The organism is Bacillus sp. FSL K6-0993 (assembly GCF_037977205.1).
Lineage (GTDB): Bacteria > Bacillota > Bacilli > Bacillales > Bacillaceae > Bacillus > Bacillus subtilis.
Window position 1 is genome coordinate 2,801,511 of sequence record NZ_CP150275.1, and the last position, 25,856, is coordinate 2,827,366.

Consider the following 25,856-nt stretch of genomic DNA (forward strand, 5'->3'; position numbering starts at 1 on the left):
GGCAGTTGAAAGACAAGCCGGAGAGAAATCTCCGGCTTAGCTTCTCTTATGACTGTTTTTTCAGGCGGATCACATTCCAGGAAAGCGGCGTGAAATGAGCAGTTAAGCCGTTTTCGCTGACAGACGATGTTCCGTTGGAATGCGGGACGACATTTTTTCTGTTATGCTGGTTTGTCGCTTTGATATCCTGATGCTCAAGTACGATGTGTTCTGCGATTTGGTAGGATTCAAAGCCTCTGAGCGAAATCTCCGTCTCCATCTGATCCTCAGCCTTGTTTACCGCAAAAATAGTGAGTGTTTCTTCCTCTTCAGAGTACACAACAGCAGCATCAACATATGGCACATCAGTGAAATCAGAACAGTCGTACTTCGGAGAAGAAATAAGCGGTTTCAGTGACTCGCCCCTTCCGTAAACAGAAGCATGCATGTATGGATAGAAAATCGGCTGTCTCCATGCTTCTCCGCCTTTTTCCGTCATGATCGGCGCGATGACATTGACAAGCTGTGCAAGACACGCAATTTTCACACGGTCTGCGTGCTGCAGCATCGTAATGAGCAGAGAGCCGACTAATAAGGCATCTTCAAAATTGTAAATATCCTCTAAAATCGGACGCGCAGTGATCCACGGCTCGACTTTTTTATCAGCCTCATTTGAGTGGTACCAGACGTTCCATTCATCCAGAGAAAGATTGATTGTTTTCTTGCTGCGTGTTTTCGCTTTTACATAGTCACAGGTCGCAGCGACGGATTTGATAAAATGATCCAGATCCATAGAACGGGCCAAGTAGTTTGGCAGATTGTTATCCCGGTTTCCGTAGTAGGTGTGAAGAGAGATATAGTCAACATGCTCGTACGTATGCTCCAGCACCTTCGCTTCCCAATCGATAAAGGTCGGCATGCCGCTGTTTGAGCTGCCGCAGGCAACAAGTTCAATTGATGGATCAACCCATTTCATGACCTTTGCCGTCTCTGCGGCTAGCCGTCCGTATTCATCAGCTGTTTTGTGGCCGATCTGCCACGGTCCATCCATTTCGTTTCCTAAGCACCATGTTTTGATGCCATACGGCTGTTCATAGCCATGCGATCTTCTTAAATCACTCCAGTAAGAGCCTTTCGGATGGTTGCAATATTCAACGAGATTACGGGCGGCATCTATGCCTCTTGTACCAAGGTTGACGGCCATATTGACCTCAGTGTTCACCTTTTTTGCCCAAGATAAAAATTCATTTGTTCCCACTTCATTGGTTTCTGTCGTTTGCCATGCCAAGTCAAGCCGTCTCGGGCGGTTTTCGACTGGTCCGACACCGTCCTCCCAGTTGTATCCGGATAAAAAGTTTCCGCCCGGATAGCGGATGATGGGAACCTGTAATTCTTTGATCAGCGACTGAACATCTTTTCTAAACCCATCTTCATCCGCTTCAGGGTGATCAGGCTCGTATATGCCTTCATATACCGCACGACCCATATGTTCGATAAACGAGCCATAAATTCGTTTATCTACTTCACCGATTTTATATTCTTTGTCTACAATCATTCGCGCTTTTTTCATCACACGTTTCCTCCTTCATTAACCTTTGACTCCCCCTACCGTCAGGCCGGAGATAAAGTACTTTTGGAAAAACAAGAAAATGATAATCACCGGCAAAATCGCAAATACTGAGCCGGATATAAGCATGTCGTAATTATTTCCATAAGGGCTCAGCAAGCTGGACAGCCCTATTGGAAGCGTAAACATTTCTTTCGACCGAAGCACAATCAGCGGCCACAAGAAGTTGTTCCAGCTGTTTAAGGACTGAAGGATAATCATCGCGCCGAAAGCCGGTTTCATCAGCGGTGCCATAATCCTGAAAAAGATGCCGAATTCCGTACAGCCGTCCATTCTTGCAGAGTCCAGCAGATCTCTTGGAAGGCCAAGAGCATATTGCCTGAAAAAGAAAACGGCAACAGGTGAAACGATAAACGGCAATATGACACCCGTATATGAATCGATCAAGTGCAGTCCGACGGTAAGCTTAAACAGTGGAAGCATCATCACTTCCAGCGGAACCATCATGATAATCAGCACAAGAACAAAGATGATGTTTCTGCCCTTAAAATCATAAACCGCAAGCCCGTACCCGATCATCGAAGAAAAAAACAGGGTGAGCACGGTTGTGAAAAGCCCAAGTACAAGACTGTTAAAAAACCATTTGAAATAAATGCTTCCGCCGTTAAACAGAAATGTATAATTATCAAGACTCATTACTTTAGGATCAATGTCAAGATTGAGCCCCACACGCAAAAGCTCAGATGACGGCTTTAATGATCCTAAAAGCAAACAGAAAATCGGAAAAAGATACAATAGGCTCAGCATAATAAAAAACAGGGTTAGCGCAATTCTATAAACGCTGAACTGAGGACTGTGCCGCAACATTTATCCCTCCCCCTTAAACGAGCCTGACAGCTTTAATGAAATCAGGCTGACAACAAGGATCACAATCAAAAGCACGATGCCGATGGCCGCTCCGTACCCCATTTCGTTGTAGGCAAGCCCCTGCTGATACAAATATCCGACAAGCGTCAGGCCAATATTACCCGGGGAATTATTCTGCCAAAGGACGTAGCTTTCCTCAAACATCCTGAAGCCGCCGATGATGCTGATGGTCAGCACATATACAGTTACAGGCTTAAGAAACGGCAGCGTGATGTGCAGAAATTTTTTCATTGTATTCGCGCCGTCTATATCAGCGGCTTCGTACAGCTCTTTCGGCACATTTTGCAAACCGGCTAAAAAGTAAAGGATGTTGATTCCCATCCATCTCCACGAAGCAAGCAGCACCATCAAAAACATGCCGGTATGTTCATTGTTCATCCAGTTCTGAGGTGATAAGCCGAGTTTGAGTAGGATGGAATTGGCCAGAGACGTTTCCATTTCTCCGAAGATCAGCCGAAAAATGATCCCCGCTACAATGGTGGAGGTCAATGCCGGGATGAATAGCGCTGATTTAAATATATTTCTAAATTTGACCAGCTTTGAATTCAGGAATATGGCCAGAAGCAATGGGACAGGAATCAGCACGATCAGCGTCCAAAAGGTGTATTCCAGCGTATTCCAAAGGGCGGTATAGAACGTCGGGTTGTTTAGCGCTGAATAATTAGTCAATCCGACAAAGGACACCTCTCCCGGCAAAATTCTTTGGAAGCTCATGATGAAGACACTAATGATGGGGTATAGAAAAAATACGAGAAAGGATAAAACGAATGGCGCTGTAAACAGATAGGGCGCCGCTTTTTTTGAATAAAATAGATCTCGCCAGCCTGATTGTTTCGCAGCTGAAGGAACGGGATGAACCGTTCCTGTTTTCACAGGTTTCATGAGAACCTCCCCGCTTTCACTTTTTGAATGGGATTCTATTTCTGTTTCAGTTCACCTGCCGCTCTGTCCAAGGCCTGTTTAGGCGTTTTTTGCTGAGATTTAAGTGCGTCGAACAACACGCTTCTGTTGACAAGGTCTGAAGCCTTGGCAAAATCCTCATGTAAATAAATCGGATTGATTTCATCCTTGATATCGAGCAGCACGGAAAAAATGCCTGTTCCGTTTTGGAAGTAATCCGTGTATTTGTTTTTCTCTTTCAATTCCTTAGAGCTCCAAACATCCCAGCGAAGCGGGTCAAACCCAAGTACGCTCCAGAGCTTTTTGTTTCCTTCTTTAGAGCCCTTCGCAAAGGCTAAAAACTCTTTTGCTAACTCAACATGCTTGGCTTGCTTCGGCACAACGGTTGCCGTACCGCCCAAACCTGCCGAGCGGTCGCCTCCCTCTTTCCATGCCGGGAGCGGCCTGATGGCAATCTTCCCTTTCAGATCAGGCATATAATCGATAAATCTTCCCATATACCAAATCGGCATGAGGACTGAAGCAGCTCCTCCTTGGTTCATAAAGCCGTAGTATTCTTCACTGTGATGCCCGCCGCCCGGCGCAGGAATCATCGTTTTATCATTGATCATGTCTTTTAAATATTGAAGTGTTTTTACGTTGGTGTCATTATTGAGGATCAGCATGCCGTTTTTATCAAAATAGCCTGAGTTTTGCTGTGAAATCATAGATAAGAACGTTCCGGAATCATTTGTTTCCACCGTTCCCATCGGCTTCCCGGTCACTTTGCGCACTTTCTGTCCGGCTTTATGGTAATCATCCCATGTTTTAATATCGTCAGGATTGACGCCGGCTTTCTTCATAACATCCATGTTATAAAACATGACTGTTGTTCCTACATGCGTATCGAGTCCGTAAAGCTTGCCGTTTTTGCTGTACAGGGTCAGCCGCGCCTCAACGAATTTATCGCGGTCCTTTTCAATCAGCGGAGTCAAGTCGGCAAGCGGTATGTCAGAGCCCTTCAAAAAGTTTGAAAAACGGGCCAATTCGACATCGGCAATATCAGGGACGCCTTCTCCTGCAATTAAGGAGATAGACAAGTTATCGTGCATTTGTCCATACGGATAAACGACCGTATTCAGCTTAATTTTGCGGTCAGGATATTTTTCATTCCATTCCTTCACCATTTCTACATAGAACTGCTCATGAAGTCCGTTAAATGTCCAAAAGGTCAGCTCGGTTTCACCCGACTTCCCGGATGATCTTTCTGCTGAACACCCAGCAATGACTAATGTCAGCAGCATCATGAGCACAAGAAAACAGACAGTCATTTTTTTCATCTGCGTTACCCCTTCCATTCGAGGTGCGGGCTATTCATATAGACCATGGTTGATCAGCGTTTTGTTTTCATTAATGATTCTTAATCCGGTGCAGCGGTCTCTTAAGGTGTGCGCGTGTCTGAAGGCATTCTTGACGGAATCCTGCCCGACACCGATTTCGTCAAAATACGCAGGGCCTCCGGCTGATCTCAGCCAATCAGCCAGCACTTCTCCTTCCGGGAGAGTTTGATAAGCCGATTGGATGGCTTGCCGCCGGCTCGGTAAAAATTCGTTCAGCCCGTCATCCTTAGCAAGCTTTCTGTATGTGTCAGTTAATAAAACAGCTGCACAGCCCACCTTTGCCCCATGAAGAATCTGTGGCCGTTTTTTCTCCATTAATTCCATCTCAATCCAATGTGAAATATGATGTTCTCCGCCTGATGCCGGGCGGGAATGATCTAATGCCAGCATGACAAGCCCCGATACGATTAAAGACTCCATCAAAACCTGTATGCCTGTTTCCGTTTTCATCGCAATGTCTTCTGTGTGTTCAATGCAGGCAGCAAGCGCCTCCTGAACAATCTTAGCTCCTGCTGGCGAATAAGGCTCGCCGGCAAGATGCCGGGATATTTCCCAATCTGCTAAAGACGTTATTTTACCGAGCATGTCACCAAACCCAGCCGCCACCATTGACTGGGGTGCCGCTTTTAATAGATCCAGATCAGCGAACAGTGCAGAAGGGGCCTTCGTTTGAATGGTTGTTTTCGTGCCGTATAAAATAATCGGCGCCCCTGCTGATGTAAAACCGTCTACAGATGGAGCAGTCGGATAAGAAATAAACGGCAAATCTCTTTGAAACGCCGCAAAGCGGACGATATCATGAATCGTGCCCGAACCGACTGCGATCATGACATCCGTTGTTTGTTTCGTATGGATCAGCACATGAATGAGCGATCGTTCATCAGCTGTCACATCTCCGGCTTCATTTTCTGGAATGATCAGGCACTCGGCCTGAAATCCTTCTTGATTTAGCTGATTTTCCAGATCAATTCCTGCAATGCGGTGTGTATTCGCGTCGCAGACAAGGACAATATGTTTATTGTTTTTTCGTTTTACATAATTCAAAAGCGAATCAGCTGCTTGTTTACCGAGAACAATTTCTTCAACTTTTATAGGAAACGTCTTTTCTCCGGCGTGTTCAAAAGCACGCTGAACGTCAGCTGCGATACGATTCATATCAGAATCCCCTCCTCAGCCAATTTGGTTACATCCTTAATAGAATCCAGCACATAATCTGGTGTGTACAAACGCTGTTCGCCCTGTTTCGCAGAACCAGTAAGCACTAAGGCGCTTTTCATGCCATAAAGCTTCCCCATCGCAATGTCAGATTCAATGCTGTCTCCTATAATCATGCATTCATGTGCGGACAGCCCCATTGCTGTACAGGCAGCCTCCGCCATCAGCCATGACGGCTTACCGACAACAAGTTCAGTCTTCGCTTGTGCGGAAGCCTCTATCGCCCCAATCATTCCAGCCACATCAATGGCATTTCCGTCTTCGTTCGGAAAAGAGCGGTCTTTGTTTGTAGCAATAATACGAGCGCCGCCGGCAGCTGCTTGAAAGGCTTGATTTAAATCTTCGTACGTGACCGTTTCATGAAGGGAGATCACGAGCCAATCCGCTTCCTTCGGTTCGTTCGCGTGCTGCACACCGGCCAGCCTCAGCTCGTCAACCAAGCCTTGCTCCCCAAGCACCCATACCTTTGAAAAACGATAATGTTTTTTCAGAAAAGCCGCTGTCACGCTTGATGACAGAACAATGTCGTTTACGTCCGTTTCAATCCCCGCGCCAAGAAGTTTTTTTCTGCACATGGCACGGGAGATATTCCCCCGGTTGCTTAAAAAGACGATTTTCTTTCCCATTCTCCTAAGCGTTTTGATCGCTTCTCTTGCTCCTTCGATCAACTCATTTCCTCTGAATACAGTACCGTCCAAGTCAATCAGAATGCCGGCTGGTGACACAGGCGTATCATGACTGGCCATAATACGCATTTGCTCCGTGCTTTCGATAAAAATGCTTTTCATGCAGGACTGTATTGATTGGGGTTACATCCTTGTTCAGCATAATGGAGTGATAGGCCATTTCGGCAACCGTTTCTAATACAACTGCGTTATGAATGGCATTTAAGGCGTCAGTGCCCCAGCAGAACGGTCCGTGATTATTCACAAGCACACCCGGCACCTGTTCGTAGTTATGATGCTGAAAGGTTTCCGCTATGACTTTTCCTGTATTCAGTTCGTAGTCATGAATGATTTCTTCATCGTACATTTCTCGAGTACATGGAATCGCACTGTCAAAATAATCAGCATGGGTCGTGCCTAACGGAGGGATGTCTCTGCCCGATTGCGCCCAGCTTGTCGCCCATTGAGAATGGGTATGGACAATTCCCCCGATATTCGGAAAGGCTTTATATAAATAAACATGGGTAGGTGTATCTGAAGAAGGCTTAAGCGAGCCTTCGACGACCTCTCCATCAAGGTTCAAAACAACCAAGTCATCTGCTGTCAGGTCGCTGTATTCGACTCCGCTAGGTTTGATGACAATTCTTTCTTTTTCACGGTCAATGCCGCTGACATTTCCCCACGTAAAGGTTACCAGCTGATGCTCTTGAAGCTTCAGGTTGGCAGTCAGCACTTCCTTTTTTAATGTTTCAAGCATGCTCCATCACCCTTTATCAATTCTTTTTGGCGGCAGATGAAAATTGAAGATTTTTGATCGTTTTCAGACGCTTCATGACATGGTTTTCTTTTCCGAAATAATGAACCAGCTCTTTATATTCAGCGTACAATTTTTCATAAACCGCGGCTTTTTCGGCATTTGGCGAATAAGTTATATCTTTCAGTTTTCCCATGTTCGCCGCTGCCTCTTTGATGTCATCGTAGCCGCCTTTTTCTTTGCCTGCTGCAAGCGCGCCGAAAATGGCAGATCCTAAGGCTGGGGCTTGCGGTGAACCAGAGATTTTAATGTCCATGTTTGTCACATCCGCATAAATCTGCATGACAAACGGGTTTTTCTCAGCTATTCCGCCGGCTGCGTATAGTTCCTCAATCGGAACACCGCTTTCTTTGAATGTTTCGATAATCATCCGGGTTCCGTAAGCTGTCGCTTCAACTAACGCTCTATAAATCTCTTCAGGCTTCGTCAGCAGTGTCATGCCAAGCAGCATCCCTGTTAAATCTGCATCAACAAGAGTTGAACGGTTTCCATTCCACCAATCTAAAGCAAGCAGGCCGCTTTCACCTGGCGCTTGATGGTTTGCTTTCTCACTCAGCAGCTCATGAACGCCAATGTTTTTTTCCTTTGCTTCCTCTTGATAAGCTGGCGGGACACATGTTTTCACAAACCAGTCAAAATGATCGCCGACACAGGACTGCCCGGCTTCATATCCCGCATAGCCCGGGAGAATTCCGTTGTCCACAACGCCGCACATACCTGGAACGATATGCACCTCTTCACCAAGAAGAACATGGCACGTTGAGGTTCCCATAATCATCAGCATTTTCCCTGGCTCTGTAATGCCGACCGCCGGTACGGAAACATGAGCGTCCACATTGGCAACCGCAACAGCCGTTCCCGGGAGAAGCCCTGTCAGTTTTGCCATTTTTTCAGTCAGACTGCCGGCTTTTTCTCCTACTGAATGAATAGAACCTGACAATTTGTCATTTGTAATCGTTTTCATTGAAGGATTTAATTTCTCAAAGAAATCATCTGACGGATACCCCGCTTTTTCACTCCACATCGCTTTATACCCTGCGGTACAATTGCTTCGCTTGAGCGAGCCGCACAGCTGGTACACGATCCAGTCCGCAGCCTCGATGATCCGGTCGGCCGCTTCATAAATATGAGGCGCTTCCTCGGCAATTTGCATGACCTTTGGAATCATCCATTCTGATGAAATTTTTCCTCCGTACCGCTGTAAAAAAGCCTCTCCTTCTTCTTCCGCGATTTGATTGAGCCGATCAGCATGTTTTTGGGCCGCATGATGCTTCCAGAGCTTCACATAGCTGTGCGGCTCCTCTTCATATTCAGGCAGCATGCATAACGGCTGCCCGCTGCTGTCAATAGGAAGGATCGTACATGCCGTGAAATCAATTCCAATCCCGATAATGTCTTTCGGTTCAACGCCCGTCTGTTCGAGTAAAGACGGAATGGTTGTTTCCAAAACTTCGAGGTAATCAGCAGGGTGCTGCAGCGCCCAGTCACGCGGCAGCTTTTGACCCGTTTTTGGAAGGACGGTATCAATGACAGCATGCCTGTATTCTTTTACAGCAGCCGCAAGTTCCTCCCCTGTTTGGACATGAACGAGCACCGCTCTTCCTGATAAAGTTCCAAAATCAACCCCTATTGTGTAAGCCATGTGACATCCCCCTCTACTTTTGAAGCCGGTAAAGCGCCTCGTTCCATTTTAACTCGTGTTTCAGTTTATGAATTGTCGTATCACGGGAAATGAAAACACTTTCGATCCCCGCCATTTCCGCCCAATCAAGCATTTGCTCCGCTGTCAGTTCATAAGACAGGCAGGTATGGTGTGCACCGCCGGCTAAAATCCATGCCTCCGCTGCTGTTTTCAATGACGGCTCCGGCTTCCAGAGAACACGGGCAACCGGTAAATTCGGCATGTCTTTTTCAATTCCCTGGCCGTTGACTTCATTCAGCACAAGGCGGAAACGCCCGCCAATATCAACAATGCTAGCTTGAATGGCAGAACCGCTGATGCCGTTAAATACAAAACGCGCAGGGTCTTCTTTGCCGCCAATCGAAAGCGGATGAACCTCGATTTTCGGCTGATCCAAAGCGACAGTCGGACACACTTCAAGCATGTGAGAGCCCAGAATCATTTCATTTCCCGGTTCAAAATGGTACGTGTAATCTTCCATGAAGGAAGTTCTTTTTCCTTTAGCCATGATTTTCATCATCCGTACAAGGGCCGCTGTCTTCCAATCTCCTTCACCGGCAAACCCGTAGCCTTTCTCCATCAGGCGCTGAACGGCAAGTCCCGGCAGCTGTTTCATTCCGTGCAGCACTTCAAACGATGTCGTAAACGCTGTGTATCCGCCTTGCTCAAGAAAAGCGGTTAAGCCAAGTTCAATTTTCGCCTGTTCTTTAATGGACGCTACCTTTGCTTCGTCACGTTTTGTTTCCTCACTGATCACATATAGTCTGTCATACTCCGCATAAAGCGTGTCAACCTCGTCGTCCGTAATGCGATCCATCACTTCAACAAGATCCCCGATGCCATATCCGTCAACCTGCCAGCCAAATTGAATATGCGCTCCCACCTTGTCTCCGTCCGTTACCGCGACATGACGCATGTTATCTCCAAATCTGGCAACCTTAATATGTCTGCTTTCATTTAATGCAGCCGCCGTATCCATCCACTGGGACATTTCTTTTTTCACTTCTTCATCATCCCAATAGCCGGCAATGACTTTTCGGCTAAGCCCCATTCTCGAGTTGATGTAACCGTACTCTCGATCGCCATGCGCGGATTGGTTGCTGTTCATAAAATCCATGTCAATCGTACCCCACGGGATATCGCGATTATATTGGGTATGCAAATGCATAAGCGGTTTTTGATAAGAGGAAAGGCCTTCTATCCACATTTTTGCAGGGGAAAATGTGTGCATCCATGTAATGATGCCAGCGCATGTCTCACTGTACTCCGCTTCTCTTAACAGCTCTCTGATGGTTTCCGGTGAAGTGACGACGGGCTTATGAGTGATTTTATATCTGGAAGAAACCCCGCTGAGCCCCTCACAAATGCTTTTAGCATGCTGATCTACAAGTTCCAGCGTCTCTTCCCCGTATAGGTGCTGGCTTCCTGTCACAAACCAGAATTCATAATCCTTTGTCTGAAGCATGTAAACTGCCCCTTTCTCATAAAATAAAACGCTTTCAATTATAAAAGATACGTACTAATGATAGATAATAAACCTATAAATAAATATTTGTACGAACAATTTCATTATAGTAATTGACTATTATACTGTCAATCTTTTCTTTTAAAAAAAGCCGGGATCTCCCCCCGGCTTTTTGATTCAATAGGACGGCCAGCCCGAGCTCCAATTCAAATCATTGATAAGAAGCTTCGGAATGCCGTTGTTATTGGCATCATAGGCATGGCGAACAAGAATGTTTCCATTTACAATATCCTGGCCTCCAGGTCCTTTCCATTGGTCATTGCCCGAATCCAAAATGGTGCCTCCGCCTTCGAGCATGCTTTTTCCGCTTTTATCAAGATAAGGGCCTGTAATGTTTTTAGATCTTCCGTAAGCAATTTTGTACGTACTGTTCACTCCAGCACAGCATTTATCAAATGAAACCATTAAATAGTAGTAACCATTTTGATACGTAAGAGTAGGAGCTTCTAAGGCATCGCCATTATTCGGTCTGGCTGCAATCGAATAGAGCGAGCCAGTAGGCTTCATCGTATTCTTATCAAGCTTGGTCAGCTTAATGCCGGTCCAAAACGAGCCAAACGCGAGCCACGGGTTGCCATCCTTGTCGAATGTCAGCTCCGGATCAATGGCGTTATAATTATTTGAGCTTGTCGAACGAATCACCAAGCCCTCGTCCTTCCAGCTCCCCGAACTAATGCTTGTGGAAGATGCCAGGCCAATGGCAGATGTATTGCTTCCAAAAGTAGAAACAGAATAATACAGCCAGTACTTTCCGTTATAGTATTGGATGTCCGGCGCCCATTGGTTTGGCTCGTAATTCGGCACATAATTGGACCACCACGATAGCGGTGTGCTAAAAATGGATTTTTGTACGGTCCAATTTTTAGCGTCTGAAGACTTCAACACCCGCAGTCCCCGTTCTTCCGTAAGCCCTGTTCCGAGCGCATACCATGAGCTCCCCTCTTTAATCATAGTCGGATCATGAAGGAGCTCATTGGATGCACCCCAAAATGCTGCCTCTGCAGGAGCAGCGGAAGTGAATATCAAACCTGCAGCCAGAGCGGCACTCGAAAAGTGTAAGAAGCGTTTCCATGTTTTTTTCTTTTTCAATGTTGTTCAACCTCCTTTATTTTAGAGAGCGCTTACAAATTAGATTGTTTATCCTCCCTTCCTGTCAAATCGAGCTGCGTCTCGTATATCGTCATGTTCAGGAAATTTTCGGTATCCTCTTTATTGTAGTCACTATGCTGTAATTTGTACAGACAAAAAAATAGAATCCGCCTCAATAGGCGGATTCTTCCGTATCTTTTTATTGGTACGTAATTTCGTCAACCGTTTTTCGGTCTAACTTCTTAATGACTTCTGTAATTAACTTTACCGCGTTTTCATAATCATCACGATGCAGCATGGCCGCGTGCGTATGAATGTAGCGGGTTGCAATAGTAATGGACAGCGCAGGAACGCCATTTGCCGTCAAATGGATGGCACCCGAATCAGTTCCGCCGCCGGCAATGGCATCAAATTGGTACGGAATGCCGGCTTCCTCCGCAGTGGCTACAACTGCATCGCGCAAACCTTTGTGAGAGACCATGGATGCATCGTAAACGATAATCTGCGGGCCTTTGCCCATTTTGCTCTGCGCTTCCTTCTCGGAAATGCCAGGCGTGTCTCCTGCTATCCCTACATCAACACCAAACGCAATATCAGGCTGAATGGTGTGTGCAGCCGTTTTCGCTCCCCTCAGGCCGACTTCCTCCTGCACGGTTCCGACGCCATACACTATATTTGGATGGTCTGTGTTTTGTAAGTTTCTTAACACATCAATTGCAATCGCACAGCCGATGCGGTTGTCCCAGGCCTTTGCGAGTAGGAATTTTTCATTGTTCATGACCGTAAATTCAAAATGCGGAACGATCATATCTCCCGGAAGTACACCCCACTCCAAGGCTTCTTCCCGGCTTGAAGCTCCGATATCAATAAACATGTCTTTTATTTCCACTGATTTTTTTCTTGCTTCAGGAGACAAAATATGAGGCGGCTTAGATCCGATAACCCCTGTGATTTCTCCTTTTTTTGTGACAATGGTGACGCGCTGGGCAAGCATAACCTGAGCCCACCAGCCGCCAACGGTTTGAAAACGGATAAAGCCTTTATCTGTGATTTGTGTCACCATAAAGCCGACTTCATCCAAATGTCCGGCGATCATAATTTTCGGGCCGTTTTCTGCACCAGTTTTTTTGGCAATTAAACTGCCCAGGCGATCTGTTATCACCTCATCAGCAAATGGTTCTATGTATGATTTCATCACTTGCCTTACTTCTCTTTCATTGCCCGGTATGCCTTTTGCATCTGTTAAATCTTTCAGCATGGTCAATGTTTCATCTAATTTTGCCATGTTCCAAACCCTCCTTCATCAGTCCTGCATTCTTATTATACAAAACATGGCGCTAACCATACGACTATTTCACTTGAAAATCGGGTATATGTTTTTACAGCTTTCTTTTAGAAAAAGTGAAACCTTTTTCTATGCTTTTCGTATTACATCAGATCATCACAATAAGGGAGGTGCCTTCACACAATGTTTGTCATGGTTCTAAGGATTATTTTGCTTGCACTTTTTGCTTATTGTATTTATGCCGTGGTCAAATATGTCGCGAATCCTAAGAGAAGGCTTAAGCTGGCCCAATCAAAAGAACATTTTTATATTATTGATGAACAAAACAATACCCGGAAGAATTTTCAGCTGACGTATAAAGGCGTGCTTTTTGAGGGAGAAAAGCATATTCCTTCCAAGGATCATCCGCTGTTTATTCACACGATCTTTGTCTGGACAGAATCTCCTGAGAAGCTGAAACATTTCTCTGCAAAAGATTTTGAGAACATTGAAGAAAAAGTGCTGGAACGATATCCAAATTGTAAGATTGACTGGGACCAGCCCATTAAACTCGCAAAAAAAGCAGAAGAGCGTTAAACGCTTTTCTGCTTTTTATAAATCAAACGGGCTATAGTAAATAGCGATGAGAATCGCTTCAATTACCAGAAGAAGCGGTACTCCATACTTAAAAGAAGCGTGTTTCGTTTTATGTCTGAAGGTTTGCATGCCAAGCCAGACACCGAGCGCTCCAAACACGATGGCTATCAGCCACAGCCGGTCTTCAGAAATTCTCCACTTGTGCTGCTGCGCTTTGCGTTTGTCAATGCCCATCACCCAAAAACCGCACAGATTAATCAACACCAAATAAGCTGCAATAATCATGTTGCCTCATCCTTTATATAGAAAAAGCCGCTCTGCTGGAGAGCGGCTCTATATGATTACTTGTTTAATTGAGCTTTAGCAGCATCAGCAAGCTGATTGAATGCAGTAAGATCGTTTACAGCAAGATCAGCAAGCATTTTACGGTTTACTTCGATACCAGAAAGCTTAAGACCGTGCATTAAACGGCTGTAAGAAAGGCCGTTCATGCGAGCAGCTGCGTTGATACGAGTGATCCAAAGTTTACGGAAATCACGTTTTTTCTGACGACGGTCACGGAAAGCATAGTTTCCAGATTTCATGACCTGCTGGTTAGCTACTTTGTATAATGTATGTTTTGAACCGAAATAACCTTTTGCTAATTTAAGAACCTTTTTACGACGCTTACGTGTAACAGTTCCGCCTTTTACTCTTGGCATTGAATTTCCCTCCTAATTGTTCCTTATCCGATTACTTGATGTTAGCAAGCATTTGTTTGATACGTTTGAAGTCTCCTGCGCTTACAACAGCACTCTTGCGAAGCTTACGCTTTTGCTTTTGAGATTTGTTGGCGAATAAGTGACTTGTGTACGCGTGAGAACGTTTTAACTTCCCAGAACCTGTCTTTTTAAAACGTTTAGCAGATCCGCGGTGAGTTTTCATTTTTGGCATGGGATTTCCTCCTTATTGCTTTTCGTTTTTCGGTGCGAGCATTAAGAACATGCTGCGGCCGTCCATTTTTGGTTTTGTTTCGACTGTCGCAACCTCAGCACATGCTTCGGAGAAACGGTCTAATACACGCTGACCGATTTCTTTATGAGTGATTGCGCGTCCTTTAAAGCGGATAGAAGCTTTCACTTTATCGCCTTTTTCAAGGAATTTAATCGCATTGCGCAATTTCGTGTTAAAGTCATGCTCATCGATTGTCGGACTTAACCGAACTTCTTTTAAGTTAATGATTTTTTGATTCTTGCGTGCTTCTTTTTCCTTTTTCTGCTGCTCAAATCGGAACTTACCGTAGTCCATGATTCGGCAGACAGGCGGTTTTGCATTCGCTGCAACTAACACAAGGTCAAGATTTGCGCGGCCGGCGATTTCAAGTGCTTCCTGACGGGACTTGATTCCAAGCTGGTCGCCATTTTGTCCGATTAAACGGACCTCACGTGCACGGATACCCTCATTAACCAATTGATCTTTGCTAATAATGAGCCACCTCCATAGTTTCTTCGAATTGATTCACAACTCATTTTGAATGCATTTTGCAGGCAAACAAAAAGTGTGGGCATTATAAAACACCCACACTACGAACATCTGTATCAATAAAAATGTACGGTCAACCTGCCAACTACATGCATGTGTCAATCAGGTGAGAAGCGGGTGCTTCTGCTTGTGATTTATATTCAATTCAATAACTATTCTACACAATACCGGATCTTTAGTCAAGGACGACTTATCCGGAACAACTTTTACATTGTAACATGGGTTTTCTATGAGCGCAAGAGAGAAAAAGAAAATCTTTCATCCCCACCCAGAATGCAAAGAACCAACCATTCCCCCCTTATTTCGCAATTTACAACAAAACCACCGACAGGAAGAAATGTAAAACAAAGTTAATCTCTGACCGATATAAGAAGCAGAAGGGAGCCTGACACATGAACAAACTGATACAGCTTGCTTTATTTTTCACATTGATATTAACCGGTTGCTCGAATAGCAGCACATCTTCCGAATCAAAAGTCGAAACTGTTAAGACAACTGCAGCATTTCCTCAAAAGGAGCTGGAGAAAGAGCTAAAAAAATTAAAACCCGTTTCATTGGACATGAAGTTCGAAAGTCCACTTGCTACTGAGTTAGGAAAGCGGAAGGCAAAAGAAGAAGCTGAAAAGCAAAGACAAATCGCCGCAGAGAAAAAGCTTGAAAAAGAGCGGGAGGCGAAACGAAAGAAACAGCAGGAGGAAAAAGCGGAGAGACAGCGATTAGCAGAGCAGCAGGCGGCAGAGAATCAGCGATTAGCGGAAGCAAAAAGACAAGCTGAACTTGAAAGACAGCGGCAGGCAGCAATCAAAAAAGAGCAGAAAGCGAACGCTGAGAAAAAGCGGCAATCACAGGCACAACGGCAGCAGACCGAGGCACCCTCATCTAATAGTAAAAATCCACCATCTTCCTCGAGTCAGACAGATAAAACCATTCAACAGCCAGCTTCAGAGCTTCCTGATGACGATGGTTATGGTTATGAAGAACGAAAAAAGTGGCATGACGATCAAGTAGAATGGGGCATTAAACAAGGGTATATCGATCCCGAAGACGCACCATAAAATAAAAAAAGCCAAGGCATTCAGCCTTGGCTTATCCTCCGATCAGCTGCACGAACACAGGGATGACCAGAACCGTTACCACTCCTACTACGACAACAGCAATACTTGCCATCGCAGCTTCAACTTCTCCCATCTCAATCCCGACCGCTACACCAAGTGCATGTCCGGATGTTCCAAGAGCCAATCCTTTAGAAATCGGATTTTTCACTTTAAACACCTTCAAGAACAATGCTCCGAGCGCATATACGATGACAGCGTTAAAGATGACCGCAAAGGCTGTGATGTCGCTGATGCCCCCGATGCCTTTTGATAAAGGAAGCGCAATTGCCGTTGTAGCCGCCTGCGGAAGCATGCTTTTCATTACGGCCGAATCGAGATGAATGCCTTTAGCGAGCAGATAAACAATCGTGACAGAGCAGATAGAGCCGGCAATAATGGAGGCCATGATTTGCCACCAGTATTTTTTAAGCTTATCTCTTTGTTTGTACAAAGGAATTGCAAATGCGATCGTTGCCGGTTCAAGGAAAAACTTAATGATCTCTCCCCCGTTATTATAATCCGCGTAGGAAAAACCGCCGATTTTTAAAAATGCGATCCCCAGCACCATGGCAACAAACAAAGGAGTGAAAAGGAAGAAGCCTTTCGTTTTCTTAAATAAAAAGGTGCCGATGCCGAATGCAGCAAGTGATACGACAATCCCAAAATAAGGACTCATTGTGCTTTCCATGTGAAGAACCTCCTGTTTCCCTTAATGGTGAACGAGTTCGTTATTGTTCTGCGGGCTTTGCACTGTTTTTGTTTTCATGTCCGCTGCGGTTTTGCGTTTTCCGCTCAGCGAAAGAATCAGCTGAGAAAACAATCCCGTAGCCCCCAGCAAAATAATCGTTGCGAGCAGAATGACAAGAACAATTTGCAGGCCGTATTGCTGCATCACACCAAGCGAATTCATAACAGATATACCTGACGGAACAAATAAAAATCCGATCAGAGAGGTTAAAGACGTTCCGAGCGTTTCCACTTGTTCCAGTTTAATGACTTTCAAACATAATAGGAGAAATAATAAGACCAACCCTACAACCGATGCCGGGATAGGTATTGGGACAATAGCGGCAATCATATTCGAAACCAGCATAATGACGGCAAAAATAAATGCTTGTGTTAAAAACCCGTACACTTTTTTAGCACTCATTTTCTTCACCTCTTTCTCTTTGGTACCCTCATTATAAATAAGAATTCCCTGTTATAAAGCGCTTACAAGATAACTTGCCGAATAGCGGGTCTGAGTTGCAGAATCAAATGGCTGAAATGCAAAAAGCCGCCCATCAAATATGGAGCAGCTTTTTCAATTCCTTCGCATATGTCCGGCTGACCGGTATTTTCGATCCGTCTTTCATGATCAGATTATACGTTGAATTAAACCATGGCTGAATTTCTTTAATATATTCGGTATTCACGACAAAGCTCCGATGGACGCGGATAAAATCAGAATCCGGCAGCTTTTTCTCAATCACAACGAGTGTATCGCTGACCGTATAAGAATGATCGAAGGTTTTTACATTGACATGACCATCTTCTGTTCCGGCATAGATAATGTCCTTCGTATCCACAATCACAATCGATTCCCCCACAGATAGCGCGAGCTTGTGCTGGCCAGCATGGCTGTTTTGCTCTGTTTCTACAATATCCCGATTGACTTTTTTATATTTTTTCAGCGTTTGCTGAATTCTTTCTTCATCGAAAGGCTTGGTTAAATAATCAAGAGCGTCCACCTCAAACGCTTTGAGCGCATACTGGTCATACGCTGTCGCAAACACAACAGCAGGAGGATGCTTCATTTTTTTCAATCGCTTTGCGATATCAAAACCGTTTTCTCCGGATAAATCAACATCTAAAAACAGCAAATCAGGTTTTTGATCCATCATTTGGTCAAAAGCGGATTCGATATTTTCCGCTTCATTGATTTCCATTTCCTCATTGGTCCGCTTAAGCAAGTAAGCCAGTTCATCTCTTGCCAGCATCTCATCATCAACTATTAACACCCTGAGCATGTTCTTCTCCCTCTTTCATCTGTTGCATTGGCACTTGAAAGGAAACCTCTGTCCCTTTATGAACCTCACTGCTGATATGCAGTGCAGCCTGCTGTCCGAATAAACCGATCAGCCGCTGATTTAGGTTATAAAGCGCTGTACCGGTTCCCTCCTTAGACGGAAACGGTTTCTTTCCCAGTTCCGACAAGACGTCCGGCGGAATTCCGCGTCCGTTATCCGCCACCTTCATATAGACGGATGCATCATCAGATAAGACACAGACTGTAACCTTGCATATGTCTTGTTTTTTCGGAAACGCGTGCCGAAGCGCGTTCTCGACAAGCACCTGCAAAACAAACGGAGGGATATCAATCTGCTCCAGTCTGCTGTCGATATTAAGCTCAATTTTATATTTCCCGGGAAAACGCGCCTGTTCTAATGACAAATAGGCGTTAAGATGGTTCAGCTCCTTTGAGAGCGGAATCAGCAGCTGTCTCGCTCCTTGAAGGTTTGAACGAAAATAAACACTGAGCTGCAATAGGAGCTTACGGGTTTTTTCAACATCTGTACGGCATAGCGCAGAAATCGTGTTGATCGCATTAAATAAAAAATGCGGATTCACCTGTGCTTGAAGCGCTTTAATTTCAGCATCCTTGAGAAGTTTGCTTTGCAGCTCTGCTTCCCCAAGCTCAAGCTGTGTCGAAAACAGCATGGCCAGCCCCTCGGCAAGTTCCTCCTCTACCTGACTCAGGCCTGCCGGGCTTTTAAAGTACATTTTTAAGGTGCCGATTGTATTGCCGTTCGATGTCAGCGGCAGGACAATTGCAGCGTGCAAAGGGCATTCAGCATGCGTGCATTCAATTTCTTCCTGCGAAATCGCCTTCATAATATGCCCTGTTTTAATCACCTTTTTGGACAGGCCGGTGATCAAACTTTTCGATGGGATGTGGTGATCCATTCCCGCACCGACATGCGCAAGGATCTTTTCTTTGTCAGTGAGAGACACCGCATCTGTTCCTGTCAGCTTATGGATAATAGCCGCTACACTTTTACAGGAGTTTTCATTTAATCCTTGGCGAAAAAATGGAAGTGTCTGATCAGCAATTGTCAGCACTCGATGCGTTTCGAGAGCCCTTGCCTGTTCTTCCTTGCGAATGATCGCTTGAATAATAGACAGAAAAATAAAACTGCCTGTTCCATTGATGAGTATCATCGGAATTCCGATCATGCTGACAAGCTCCCAAGCGTCACTGAACGGCTTTGCCATCAGCAAAATAATGATCATTTGCAGTGACTCCATGCCGATTCCCACAAGAGCGGCGATGCGCGGTGTCGGCATTCGATATCGCTTCGTAAAATACCTGCCGATCAAGCCTGCAAGAACACCCGCTAAAATAGATGATACGGCACAGCTTAAGGCCGTGCTGCCACCGAGTGAAAAACGATGCAGGCCCGCCAGTATGCCGATCCCAGCCCCTACAAACGGACCTCCGAGAAGGCCCCCAATTTCCACGCCCAAAATACGGGTATTCGCGATAGAGCCCGATGGATCTATCGTAAACACCCAGTCATTGTTTACAATCATATTTCTTTGAATTTCGATGCCTGTATAATTGCTGATGATGCTGAAAAGAGAAAAAATAGAAATTAAAATCGCTTTTCCTTTATAGCCGTCCTGATTCTGAAGAGCTTGTCTGAAAAGTTTCGTATGGGCGAGAATGAACCCTAATATAACAATAATCCCCACTCTCTCCAGCATCATAATCATTAAATGAATCATTCATGTCACCTGTTCTTTCCGTTTTCATTCTAGCATGTTTTCGTTTTACGGCTGACTGTTTTTTTAAAATCGTCTGAAAACATATTTCATAAGGCTTTTATCTATTGTAAAATAAAACATGAGCCTTTTGGCAGAAAGATTTGAATCTGAAGCAGAGGAGAAGATCATGAAAGCCGTATTTTTTGATTTAGATGATACACTACTTTGGGACGAGAAAAGCGTCAGAACAACATTTGCAGAAACTTGCTTACAGGCGGAGAAAAAATATGGCCTTGCCCCTGAGGAATTCGAAGCAGCTGTTCGCGAAGCGGCGAGAGAATTGTACATGTCATATGAGACGTATCCATATACAGTGATGATCGGCATTAACCCGTTTGAAGGATTGTGGTCCAATTTCTCAGAGCCAATCAGTGAAGGCTTTCAAAAGCTGAACAAGATTGTGCCGGAGTACAGAAGAAATGCATGGACAAACGGACTGAAAGCGCTTGGGATCGATGATCCTGCATATGGCGAATACTTGGGAGAGTTTTTTGCAGCAGAGCGCAGAAAACGCCCGTTTGTATATGATGAAACTTTTGCTGTACTCGATCAATTAAAAGGCAAGTATGAATTATTGCTTTTGACAAATGGCGATCCGAGTCTGCAAAAGGAGAAGCTTGCCGGCGTACCTGAGCTCGCTCCTTACTTCAATGAAATCGTCATCTCGGGCGCATTCGGCAAGGGCAAGCCGGATGTTTCAATTTTTGAACACTGCCTTAAGCTGATGAATATTGAAAAAGACGATGCCATCATGGTCGGCGATAATTTGAATACTGATATTTTAGGCGCTTCAAGAGCCGGAATCAAAACCGTTTGGATCAACCGGACAGATAAGAAAAACGAAACTGACGTAACGCCTGATTACATCATCAGCAGCCTTCATGATTTGTTTCCTATATTAGAGAAATAAAAAAGCATGATCTCTTCAATGAGATCATGCTTTTTATTTTATTTTTTCGCTTCAGCTACTGCCTTTTTCACAAACTCATCAAGTGAAATGGTTTCAGAGTTCTGTTCTCCGTATTTACGCACGTTTACCGCTCCGTTTTCTGCTTCTTGGTCACCGACCACCAGCATGTACGGGATTTTTTGCATTTGCGCTTCACGGATTTTGTAGCCGATTTTTTCATCGCGGCTGTCGACTTCAACACGCAGGCCTTCACGCTGCAGGCGTTCCTGCACTTTTTTCGCGTAGTCTAAATGCACAGCCGGAGAAACCGGGATGACTTGGAACTGAACCGGCGCAAGCCATGTCGGCAGCGCGCCTTTGTGTTCTTCGATTAAGAAGGCAACAAAGCGTTCCATTGTTGAAACGACACCTCTGTGAATGACAACCGGACGGTGCTGCTTGCCGTCCTCACCGATGTATGTCAGGTCGAAACGTTCCGGCAATAAGAAATCAAGCTGAACCGTAGACAGTGTTTCTTCTTTTCCGATCGCAGTTTTCACCTGAACATCAAGTTTAGGGCCGTAGAATGCCGCTTCACCTTCTGCTTCGTAATAGTCGTGGCCGATTTCGTCCATTGCCTCTTTCAGCATGGATTGCGCTTTGTTCCACATTTCATCATCATCAAAATATTTCTCTGTATCTTCCGGATCGCGATAAGACAGACGGAATGTGTAATCACTTAAACCGAAGTCTTCATATACATCCTGGATTAAACGGACTGTACGGATAAACTCATCCTTAATTTGATCCGGGCGCACAAAGATGTGTGCATCATTTAACGTCATTCCACGTACCCGTTGAAGTCCTGACAGCGCACCTGACATTTCATAGCGGTGCATCGTTCCAAGCTCCGCAATTCGAATCGGAAGCTCGCGATAACTGTGAATGTCTTGTTTGTAAATCATCATATGGTGCGGACAGTTCATCGGACGCAATACAAGTGTTTCATTGTCCATTTCCATCGGAGGGAACATGCCTTCCTGATAATGGTCCCAATGCCCTGATGTTTCATACAGCTCTTTGCTGCCAAGCACAGGTGTGTATACGTGCTCATAGCCGAGGCTGATTTCTTTATCGACAATGTAACGCTCGATGACGCGGCGGATTGTCGCGCCTTTTGGCAGCCAAAGCGGCAGGCCTTGTCCGACTTTTTGAGAGTTCGCAAACAGCTTTAATTCTTTGCCGAGCTTTCTGTGGTCGCGTTCTTTCGCTTCTTCTAGCATACGAAGATGCTCTTCAAGATCAGCTTTTTTGAAGAAAGCTGTACCATATACGCGCTGAAGCATTTGGTTTTTGCTGTCACCGCGCCAGTATGCGCCAGCAAGGCTTAACAGCTTAAATTCTTTGATTTTTCCGGTTGAAGGAACATGGACGCCGCGGCACAGGTCAAAGAATTCGCCTTGCTCATAGATCGAAACGGTTTCTCCTTCAGGAATCGCATCCAATAGTTCAAGCTTCAGGTCGTCGCCGATTTCCGCAAAACGGGCTTTCGCTTCTTCACGGCTGACTTCTTTTCGAACGATCGGAAGGTTCGCATTAACGATTTTTTTCATTTCTTTCTCGATTTTCGGCAGATCCTCCGGTGTAATCGCTTCGTCCATTTCTACATCGTAGTAAAAACCGTTTTCGATAACCGGACCGACGCCGAATTTAACATCCTTGTAGATGCGTTTAATCGCTTGAGCCAGCAAGTGAGCCGTACTGTGGCGCATAATTTGAAGACCTTCTTCTGAGCCTTCTGTAATGATTTCCACTGTACCGTCTTCATTGATCGGCGTTCTCAAATCGATTTCTTTTCCGTTCAGTTTTCCGGCTAATGATTTTTTCTTTAATCCCGGACTGATGGATGCCGCGATATCTTCTGTTGTTGTTCCTTTCGCAAACTCCTTGACTGCTCCATCAGGAAATGTGATTTTTACCATATCTGACATCTTTGTCACTCCTTTTTTTGCATATAAAAACCCCGCCCCCTATGAAAGGGACGAGGTTGAATAAACGGAATCGTGGTTCCACCCTTTTTTCCGCAAAGCCAATACACGGCACCTGCGGCTCTAAGCTCTGTAACGGGAGTTCCCGTCAGCCATTACTGTTCCTTTTCAAGAGGTTCACAGCTGAAGTTCAAAGGCGGTAAAGAGAATGGTCCTTAGCTGGGAAGCTTGCAGCCAGGGCTTCCCTCTCTTTGAGCCGGTATCATTCCTTCGTGTCCTTATCAATACGTGTGTCTTTCTTAATCTCCTATGTATTATAAATTGTTCAATCCAAAAAATCAACACGATCGCGTTTCCTTTTTTTAAACCGACAGCCTTATATAGACAGGCTGCCGGCCCTCATCCTTCCGAGTGCTTCACCGGTATTTCTGCATCTGAAAAAGCGTGCAGCGGGAGCATTTCCACTCTCTCTTGAAATACGTTTTGAATGGTCCTTGCCATCATGTGCTCGGGCTGGTCGGTATAAAGCACGACTTCATCAGGCGCAATGGAAATCAGCGGCGCGAGCAATTGAGAATCAATATACATAGGATGATCCCGGACAAATCTCCTGTCTATGTATTTCATTTTTTCCCGTTCCGGCACATAGCGCAGCTCCCATAATGTAAAGGAACCATCATGGACAATATGCACTTTTTTGATTCGCGGCTGTTTGGCATTTACATAGTCTCTGAGTGTTTGAATAAAGTTTTGATATTCCTGTTCCATCTTATATTCATCAATCGCTGCTTCTGTAATATCTCTCAGCTGCTTATAGTATGATCCAAGTCGGAAGGTCTGAAAGGAGCGAATGTAAAATACTCCTTCCTCTAAACAGATCGTTTGGAGTTCATCCAAAATAGATTGTTTCCGTGAAAGCTTCAGCGGCTCAAACGGAAGGTCGTCTGCTTCACCTTCAATAATACTGTGTGCGAGCTGAAGGATTTGCTGCTGTTCATCCTGGTCCGTGAAACAATACGTTTCCTCAATCAATGACAGCATATGCTCGTCTTCTTTGCATTCCAAAAAAAATTTGACCAGAATCGGCTCCATAAAACGCTGAATAGGAAAAGCCGGATTCGCTTTTTCAATCCCGATTTTTCGTATGCCTTCACGGACAATGATATTGTTCCGATCGTCCGAATGCTGAATGAGATGTAAAAAAGCGGCTGCATCATGGTCATCTTCAAAGATTATTTCAAGCATGTTTGTCCCCCCTTACGGCATCTGTTACAAGTATATGGGGGATGTTTTTAAAATAGACGTAAAGGTCATTGGCAAATCTTAATTTGATTCCTGAAACAAGTTTTGCATTTTCTTTCTGAAGATAAATGGCAGCGAGATAAACACGATATATAGAGCGAGGACAAGAAAGAAAGCTGGCAAATTGCCAGTCAAAAAGCTTGCTCCCAGAACATTCAGCGCAATGGTCCCAGGGATGATTCCTACAGCCGTCGCCGCAAAATACGGCAGCGCTTTGACATTGGAAAGGCCTGCCGCATAGCTGACGAAATCAAAATTGATCGGGAGGATTCTCAAAAGAAAGATATAGAAAAATCCGTTATCCTCCATTTGCTTCTGTATGGCTTCAAGCCTTTCGTAATGCCCGTTCTTTTTCGCCGCAAACAAACCTGCCGCAAAAAACGAAACAGCTGAAGCGCACATCGAACCGAATAACGTATAAAACGTGCCGAGAAGCGGGCCAAACGCAAGTCCGCCAGCTATTGATATAACAGACACCGGAAATAAAACAAGTGGCCTGACGATGGATATCCCGATAAACATCAGAGGTGCAAAGACTCCGAACGACAATACCCATACCCTGATCTCTTTCGGCGATACATTCAAATATATTTTATTTCCCCAAAAGATTAAACCTGCACCTGCCAGCACTGCCAGCCATTTAAAAGCGGTTTTTCGATTCATACCCTCAGTTCCTTCCCCTTTGAACCGCAGCAGTTACGGATGGCGGCGGTTTTCTCCGTCAAGGCGGATCGGAGCAGCCAAATATAATATCCGCTCCATTAATCTTGCCGCTTTTACTTCTTCCTTTTCCCCCCTTTGCGAATACGTAAAATGATGCTTCAGCTCGTCAGGTGAGAAATTAGAAGAAAAGAAAGTAGGCAGCTGCTGGGACATTCTGTGCTGAAGCACCGTTCCGATGACTTCATCCCTTACCCAGCTTGTCATTGATTCTGCTCCGATGTCATCAAGCATCAATACGGGTGTGGTCTTTACCATATTGAGCTTCTCTTCCAATGTCTGGTCTTGCAGCGAATTCTTAAGCTCTCTCACAAATTCAGGCACATAGACAATCATGGAGGAATACTCTTTTTCCGCCAGCTCATTGGCAATCGCAGCGAGCATAAACGTTTTTCCTACCCCGAATTTCCCGTATAAATATAATCCTTTCCCTTTTCCCGTCTCATTATAGCTTTTCAGGAAGTCTGTAACATGCTGAAACATTGCGAGCCTGCTCGGGTCACTGATATCAACTTGCTGGAACGTCGCTCCGAGAAGATCCTGCTGGATATACATGCTTTTCATAAGAGACTTTTGTTTCTTCTGCTGGTCGAGCTTCCGTTTGACTGGACATTCATAATACTCGATATCAATAGACCGCCCATTGACAACAAGCTTCGGATGGTAGCCCTCCAACAAATTGTTGCAGTTTTCATCTTCCGAACAATAGGAGCAATTCTTGCTTTGTTCGATATATTCATAAAGCTTATTTAAACTCTTTTCGATCATTTTTTGGTCAATCACTTCTTCGTTTTCCTTTAAAAATGCTTGAACATCTTGATCTTTCATGACTTTTTCCTTCATTTGTTCAAGACGTTTTTGGAAATCCGGCCTGCCGGTTACGCCCTGCAGGGAACGGCCGATTGGTTCCATCTATTCCTTCACCCCGCATCT

The 25,856-nt window shown here is 44.9% G+C and carries 26 protein-coding genes and 1 other annotated feature; of the genes, 3 read left to right on the forward strand and 23 right to left on the reverse strand.

Features of this window, described 5'->3' with window-relative positions:
• Positions 1 to 46 precede the first annotated feature (46 nt).
• The 11 genes from abfA to MHH79_RS14685 form a co-directional block, all read right to left on the reverse strand.
• Complete coding sequence (gene abfA / locus MHH79_RS14635; RefSeq protein ID WP_003222445.1) at positions 47 to 1,549, reverse strand: alpha-L-arabinofuranosidase AbfA; 1,503 nt, start codon at positions 1,547 to 1,549, stop codon at positions 47 to 49.
• 18 nt (positions 1,550 to 1,567) lie between these two features.
• Positions 1,568 to 2,413, reverse strand: a complete 846-nt coding sequence (gene araQ / locus MHH79_RS14640) for an arabinose ABC transporter permease AraQ (protein WP_015251504.1) — start codon at positions 2,411 to 2,413, stop codon at positions 1,568 to 1,570.
• Entirely contained in the window at positions 2,414 to 3,355 is a 942-nt protein-coding gene (locus MHH79_RS14645; RefSeq protein WP_100506467.1) for a sugar ABC transporter permease, read from the reverse strand.
• A gap of 35 nt (positions 3,356 to 3,390) precedes the next feature.
• Entirely contained in the window at positions 3,391 to 4,692 is a 1,302-nt protein-coding gene (locus tag MHH79_RS14650) for an ABC transporter substrate-binding protein (RefSeq protein ID WP_309530173.1), read from the reverse strand.
• A 30-nt stretch (positions 4,693 to 4,722) separates the two neighbouring features.
• Positions 4,723 to 5,907 (reverse strand): sn-glycerol-1-phosphate dehydrogenase, encoded by a 1,185-nt coding sequence (gene egsA, locus MHH79_RS14655; protein WP_340034684.1) that lies wholly within the window; start codon positions 5,905 to 5,907, stop codon positions 4,723 to 4,725.
• Positions 5,904 to 6,722 carry a sugar-phosphatase AraL gene (gene araL / locus MHH79_RS14660; protein ID WP_080344279.1) on the reverse strand — a complete coding sequence of 273 codons (819 nt, stop codon included), beginning with the start codon at positions 6,720 to 6,722 and terminating at the stop codon, positions 5,904 to 5,906. The genes egsA and araL overlap by 4 nt, the downstream gene beginning before the upstream one ends.
• Positions 6,700 to 7,389 carry an L-ribulose-5-phosphate 4-epimerase gene (gene araD / locus MHH79_RS14665; RefSeq protein ID WP_015384326.1) on the reverse strand — a complete coding sequence of 230 codons (690 nt, stop codon included), beginning with the start codon at positions 7,387 to 7,389 and terminating at the stop codon, positions 6,700 to 6,702. The genes araL and araD overlap by 23 nt, the downstream gene beginning before the upstream one ends.
• A gap of 16 nt (positions 7,390 to 7,405) precedes the next feature.
• Positions 7,406 to 9,088 carry a ribulokinase gene (gene araB, locus MHH79_RS14670; protein ID WP_309530172.1) on the reverse strand — a complete coding sequence of 561 codons (1,683 nt, stop codon included), beginning with the start codon at positions 9,086 to 9,088 and terminating at the stop codon, positions 7,406 to 7,408.
• 13 nt (positions 9,089 to 9,101) lie between these two features.
• Entirely contained in the window at positions 9,102 to 10,592 is a 1,491-nt protein-coding gene (gene araA, locus MHH79_RS14675; RefSeq protein WP_309530171.1) for an L-arabinose isomerase, read from the reverse strand.
• Positions 10,593 to 10,769: 177 nt separating this feature from the next.
• Positions 10,770 to 11,741, reverse strand: a complete 972-nt coding sequence (gene abnA, locus MHH79_RS14680; protein ID WP_015384330.1) for an arabinan endo-1,5-alpha-L-arabinosidase AbnA — start codon at positions 11,739 to 11,741, stop codon at positions 10,770 to 10,772.
• Positions 11,742 to 11,940: 199 nt separating this feature from the next.
• Positions 11,941 to 13,026 carry a M42 family metallopeptidase gene (locus tag MHH79_RS14685; protein ID WP_063335818.1) on the reverse strand — a complete coding sequence of 362 codons (1,086 nt, stop codon included), beginning with the start codon at positions 13,024 to 13,026 and terminating at the stop codon, positions 11,941 to 11,943.
• Between the two features lie 183 nt (positions 13,027 to 13,209).
• Here MHH79_RS14685 and ysdB point away from each other — a divergent pair, with 183 nt between their 5' ends.
• Entirely contained in the window at positions 13,210 to 13,602 is a 393-nt protein-coding gene (ysdB, locus tag MHH79_RS14690) for a sigma W pathway protein YsdB (RefSeq protein WP_003229493.1), read from the forward strand.
• Positions 13,603 to 13,617: 15 nt separating this feature from the next.
• Here ysdB and MHH79_RS14695 read toward each other — a convergent pair whose 3' ends face one another.
• From MHH79_RS14695 to infC, 4 genes are read right to left on the reverse strand one after another with little or no spacing between them, the layout of a single operon-like run.
• Positions 13,618 to 13,887, reverse strand: a complete 270-nt coding sequence (locus MHH79_RS14695) for a DUF1294 domain-containing protein (protein ID WP_003229490.1) — start codon at positions 13,885 to 13,887, stop codon at positions 13,618 to 13,620.
• A gap of 56 nt (positions 13,888 to 13,943) precedes the next feature.
• A complete protein-coding gene (gene rplT / locus MHH79_RS14700) occupies positions 13,944 to 14,303 on the reverse strand; it encodes a 50S ribosomal protein L20 (protein WP_003222420.1) in 360 nt (119 codons plus the stop codon).
• Positions 14,304 to 14,334: 31 nt separating this feature from the next.
• Positions 14,335 to 14,535, reverse strand: coding sequence for a 50S ribosomal protein L35 (rpmI, locus tag MHH79_RS14705; protein WP_003222418.1), 201 nt, complete (start codon positions 14,533 to 14,535; stop codon positions 14,335 to 14,337).
• 12 nt (positions 14,536 to 14,547) lie between these two features.
• Entirely contained in the window at positions 14,548 to 15,069 is a 522-nt protein-coding gene (gene infC / locus MHH79_RS14710; RefSeq protein WP_010886591.1) for a translation initiation factor IF-3, read from the reverse strand.
• A gap of 58 nt (positions 15,070 to 15,127) precedes the next feature.
• Positions 15,128 to 15,258, reverse strand: a sequence feature (ribosomal protein L20 leader region).
• Positions 15,259 to 15,515: 257 nt separating this feature from the next.
• On the opposite strand from infC, the gene MHH79_RS14715 reads away from it, so the two are divergent.
• A complete protein-coding gene (locus tag MHH79_RS14715) occupies positions 15,516 to 16,178 on the forward strand; it encodes a hypothetical protein (protein ID WP_309530170.1) in 663 nt (220 codons plus the stop codon).
• Between the two features lie 31 nt (positions 16,179 to 16,209).
• Here the strand turns inward: MHH79_RS14715 and lrgB are convergent, their stop codons facing one another.
• The 4 genes from lrgB to lytS all read right to left on the reverse strand — a co-directional run bounded on the left by lrgB (position 16,210) and on the right by lytS (position 19,985).
• On the reverse strand, positions 16,210 to 16,905 hold the full coding sequence (gene lrgB / locus MHH79_RS14720; protein WP_003229482.1) for an antiholin-like protein LrgB: 696 nt from the start codon (positions 16,903 to 16,905) through the stop codon (positions 16,210 to 16,212).
• Between the two features lie 21 nt (positions 16,906 to 16,926).
• On the reverse strand, positions 16,927 to 17,367 hold the full coding sequence (gene lrgA / locus MHH79_RS14725) for an antiholin-like murein hydrolase modulator LrgA (protein ID WP_014477620.1): 441 nt from the start codon (positions 17,365 to 17,367) through the stop codon (positions 16,927 to 16,929).
• A gap of 133 nt (positions 17,368 to 17,500) precedes the next feature.
• Positions 17,501 to 18,226, reverse strand: a complete 726-nt coding sequence (gene lytT / locus MHH79_RS14730; protein ID WP_015251493.1) for a two-component system response regulator LytT — start codon at positions 18,224 to 18,226, stop codon at positions 17,501 to 17,503.
• The gene (gene lytS, locus MHH79_RS14735; RefSeq protein WP_015384334.1) at positions 18,204 to 19,985 is read right to left on the reverse strand and encodes a two-component system sensor histidine kinase LytS; all 1,782 of its coding nucleotides are present in this window, start codon (positions 19,983 to 19,985) and stop codon (positions 18,204 to 18,206) included. Before lytS ends, lytT begins: the two co-directional genes overlap by 23 nt.
• A 166-nt stretch (positions 19,986 to 20,151) precedes the next feature.
• Between lytS and MHH79_RS14740 the strand changes: the two genes are divergently transcribed.
• Positions 20,152 to 20,934, forward strand: coding sequence for an HAD family hydrolase (locus tag MHH79_RS14740; protein ID WP_015251491.1), 783 nt, complete (start codon positions 20,152 to 20,154; stop codon positions 20,932 to 20,934).
• A 38-nt stretch (positions 20,935 to 20,972) separates the two neighbouring features.
• On the opposite strand, the gene thrS is transcribed toward MHH79_RS14740, so the two are convergent.
• From thrS to dnaI, 4 genes are all read right to left on the reverse strand, one after another.
• Positions 20,973 to 22,904 carry a threonine--tRNA ligase gene (gene thrS / locus MHH79_RS14745; protein WP_014480529.1) on the reverse strand — a complete coding sequence of 644 codons (1,932 nt, stop codon included), beginning with the start codon at positions 22,902 to 22,904 and terminating at the stop codon, positions 20,973 to 20,975.
• Between the two features lie 396 nt (positions 22,905 to 23,300).
• Complete coding sequence (gene ytxC, locus MHH79_RS14750) at positions 23,301 to 24,146, reverse strand: putative sporulation protein YtxC (protein ID WP_340034686.1); 846 nt, start codon at positions 24,144 to 24,146, stop codon at positions 23,301 to 23,303.
• Between the two features lie 78 nt (positions 24,147 to 24,224).
• The gene (locus MHH79_RS14755; protein ID WP_015384338.1) at positions 24,225 to 24,866 is read right to left on the reverse strand and encodes a TVP38/TMEM64 family protein; all 642 of its coding nucleotides are present in this window, start codon (positions 24,864 to 24,866) and stop codon (positions 24,225 to 24,227) included.
• Between the two features lie 33 nt (positions 24,867 to 24,899).
• Positions 24,900 to 25,835 (reverse strand): primosomal protein DnaI, encoded by a 936-nt coding sequence (gene dnaI / locus MHH79_RS14760; RefSeq protein ID WP_014480531.1) that lies wholly within the window; start codon positions 25,833 to 25,835, stop codon positions 24,900 to 24,902.
• Positions 25,836 to 25,856 lie beyond the last annotated feature (21 nt).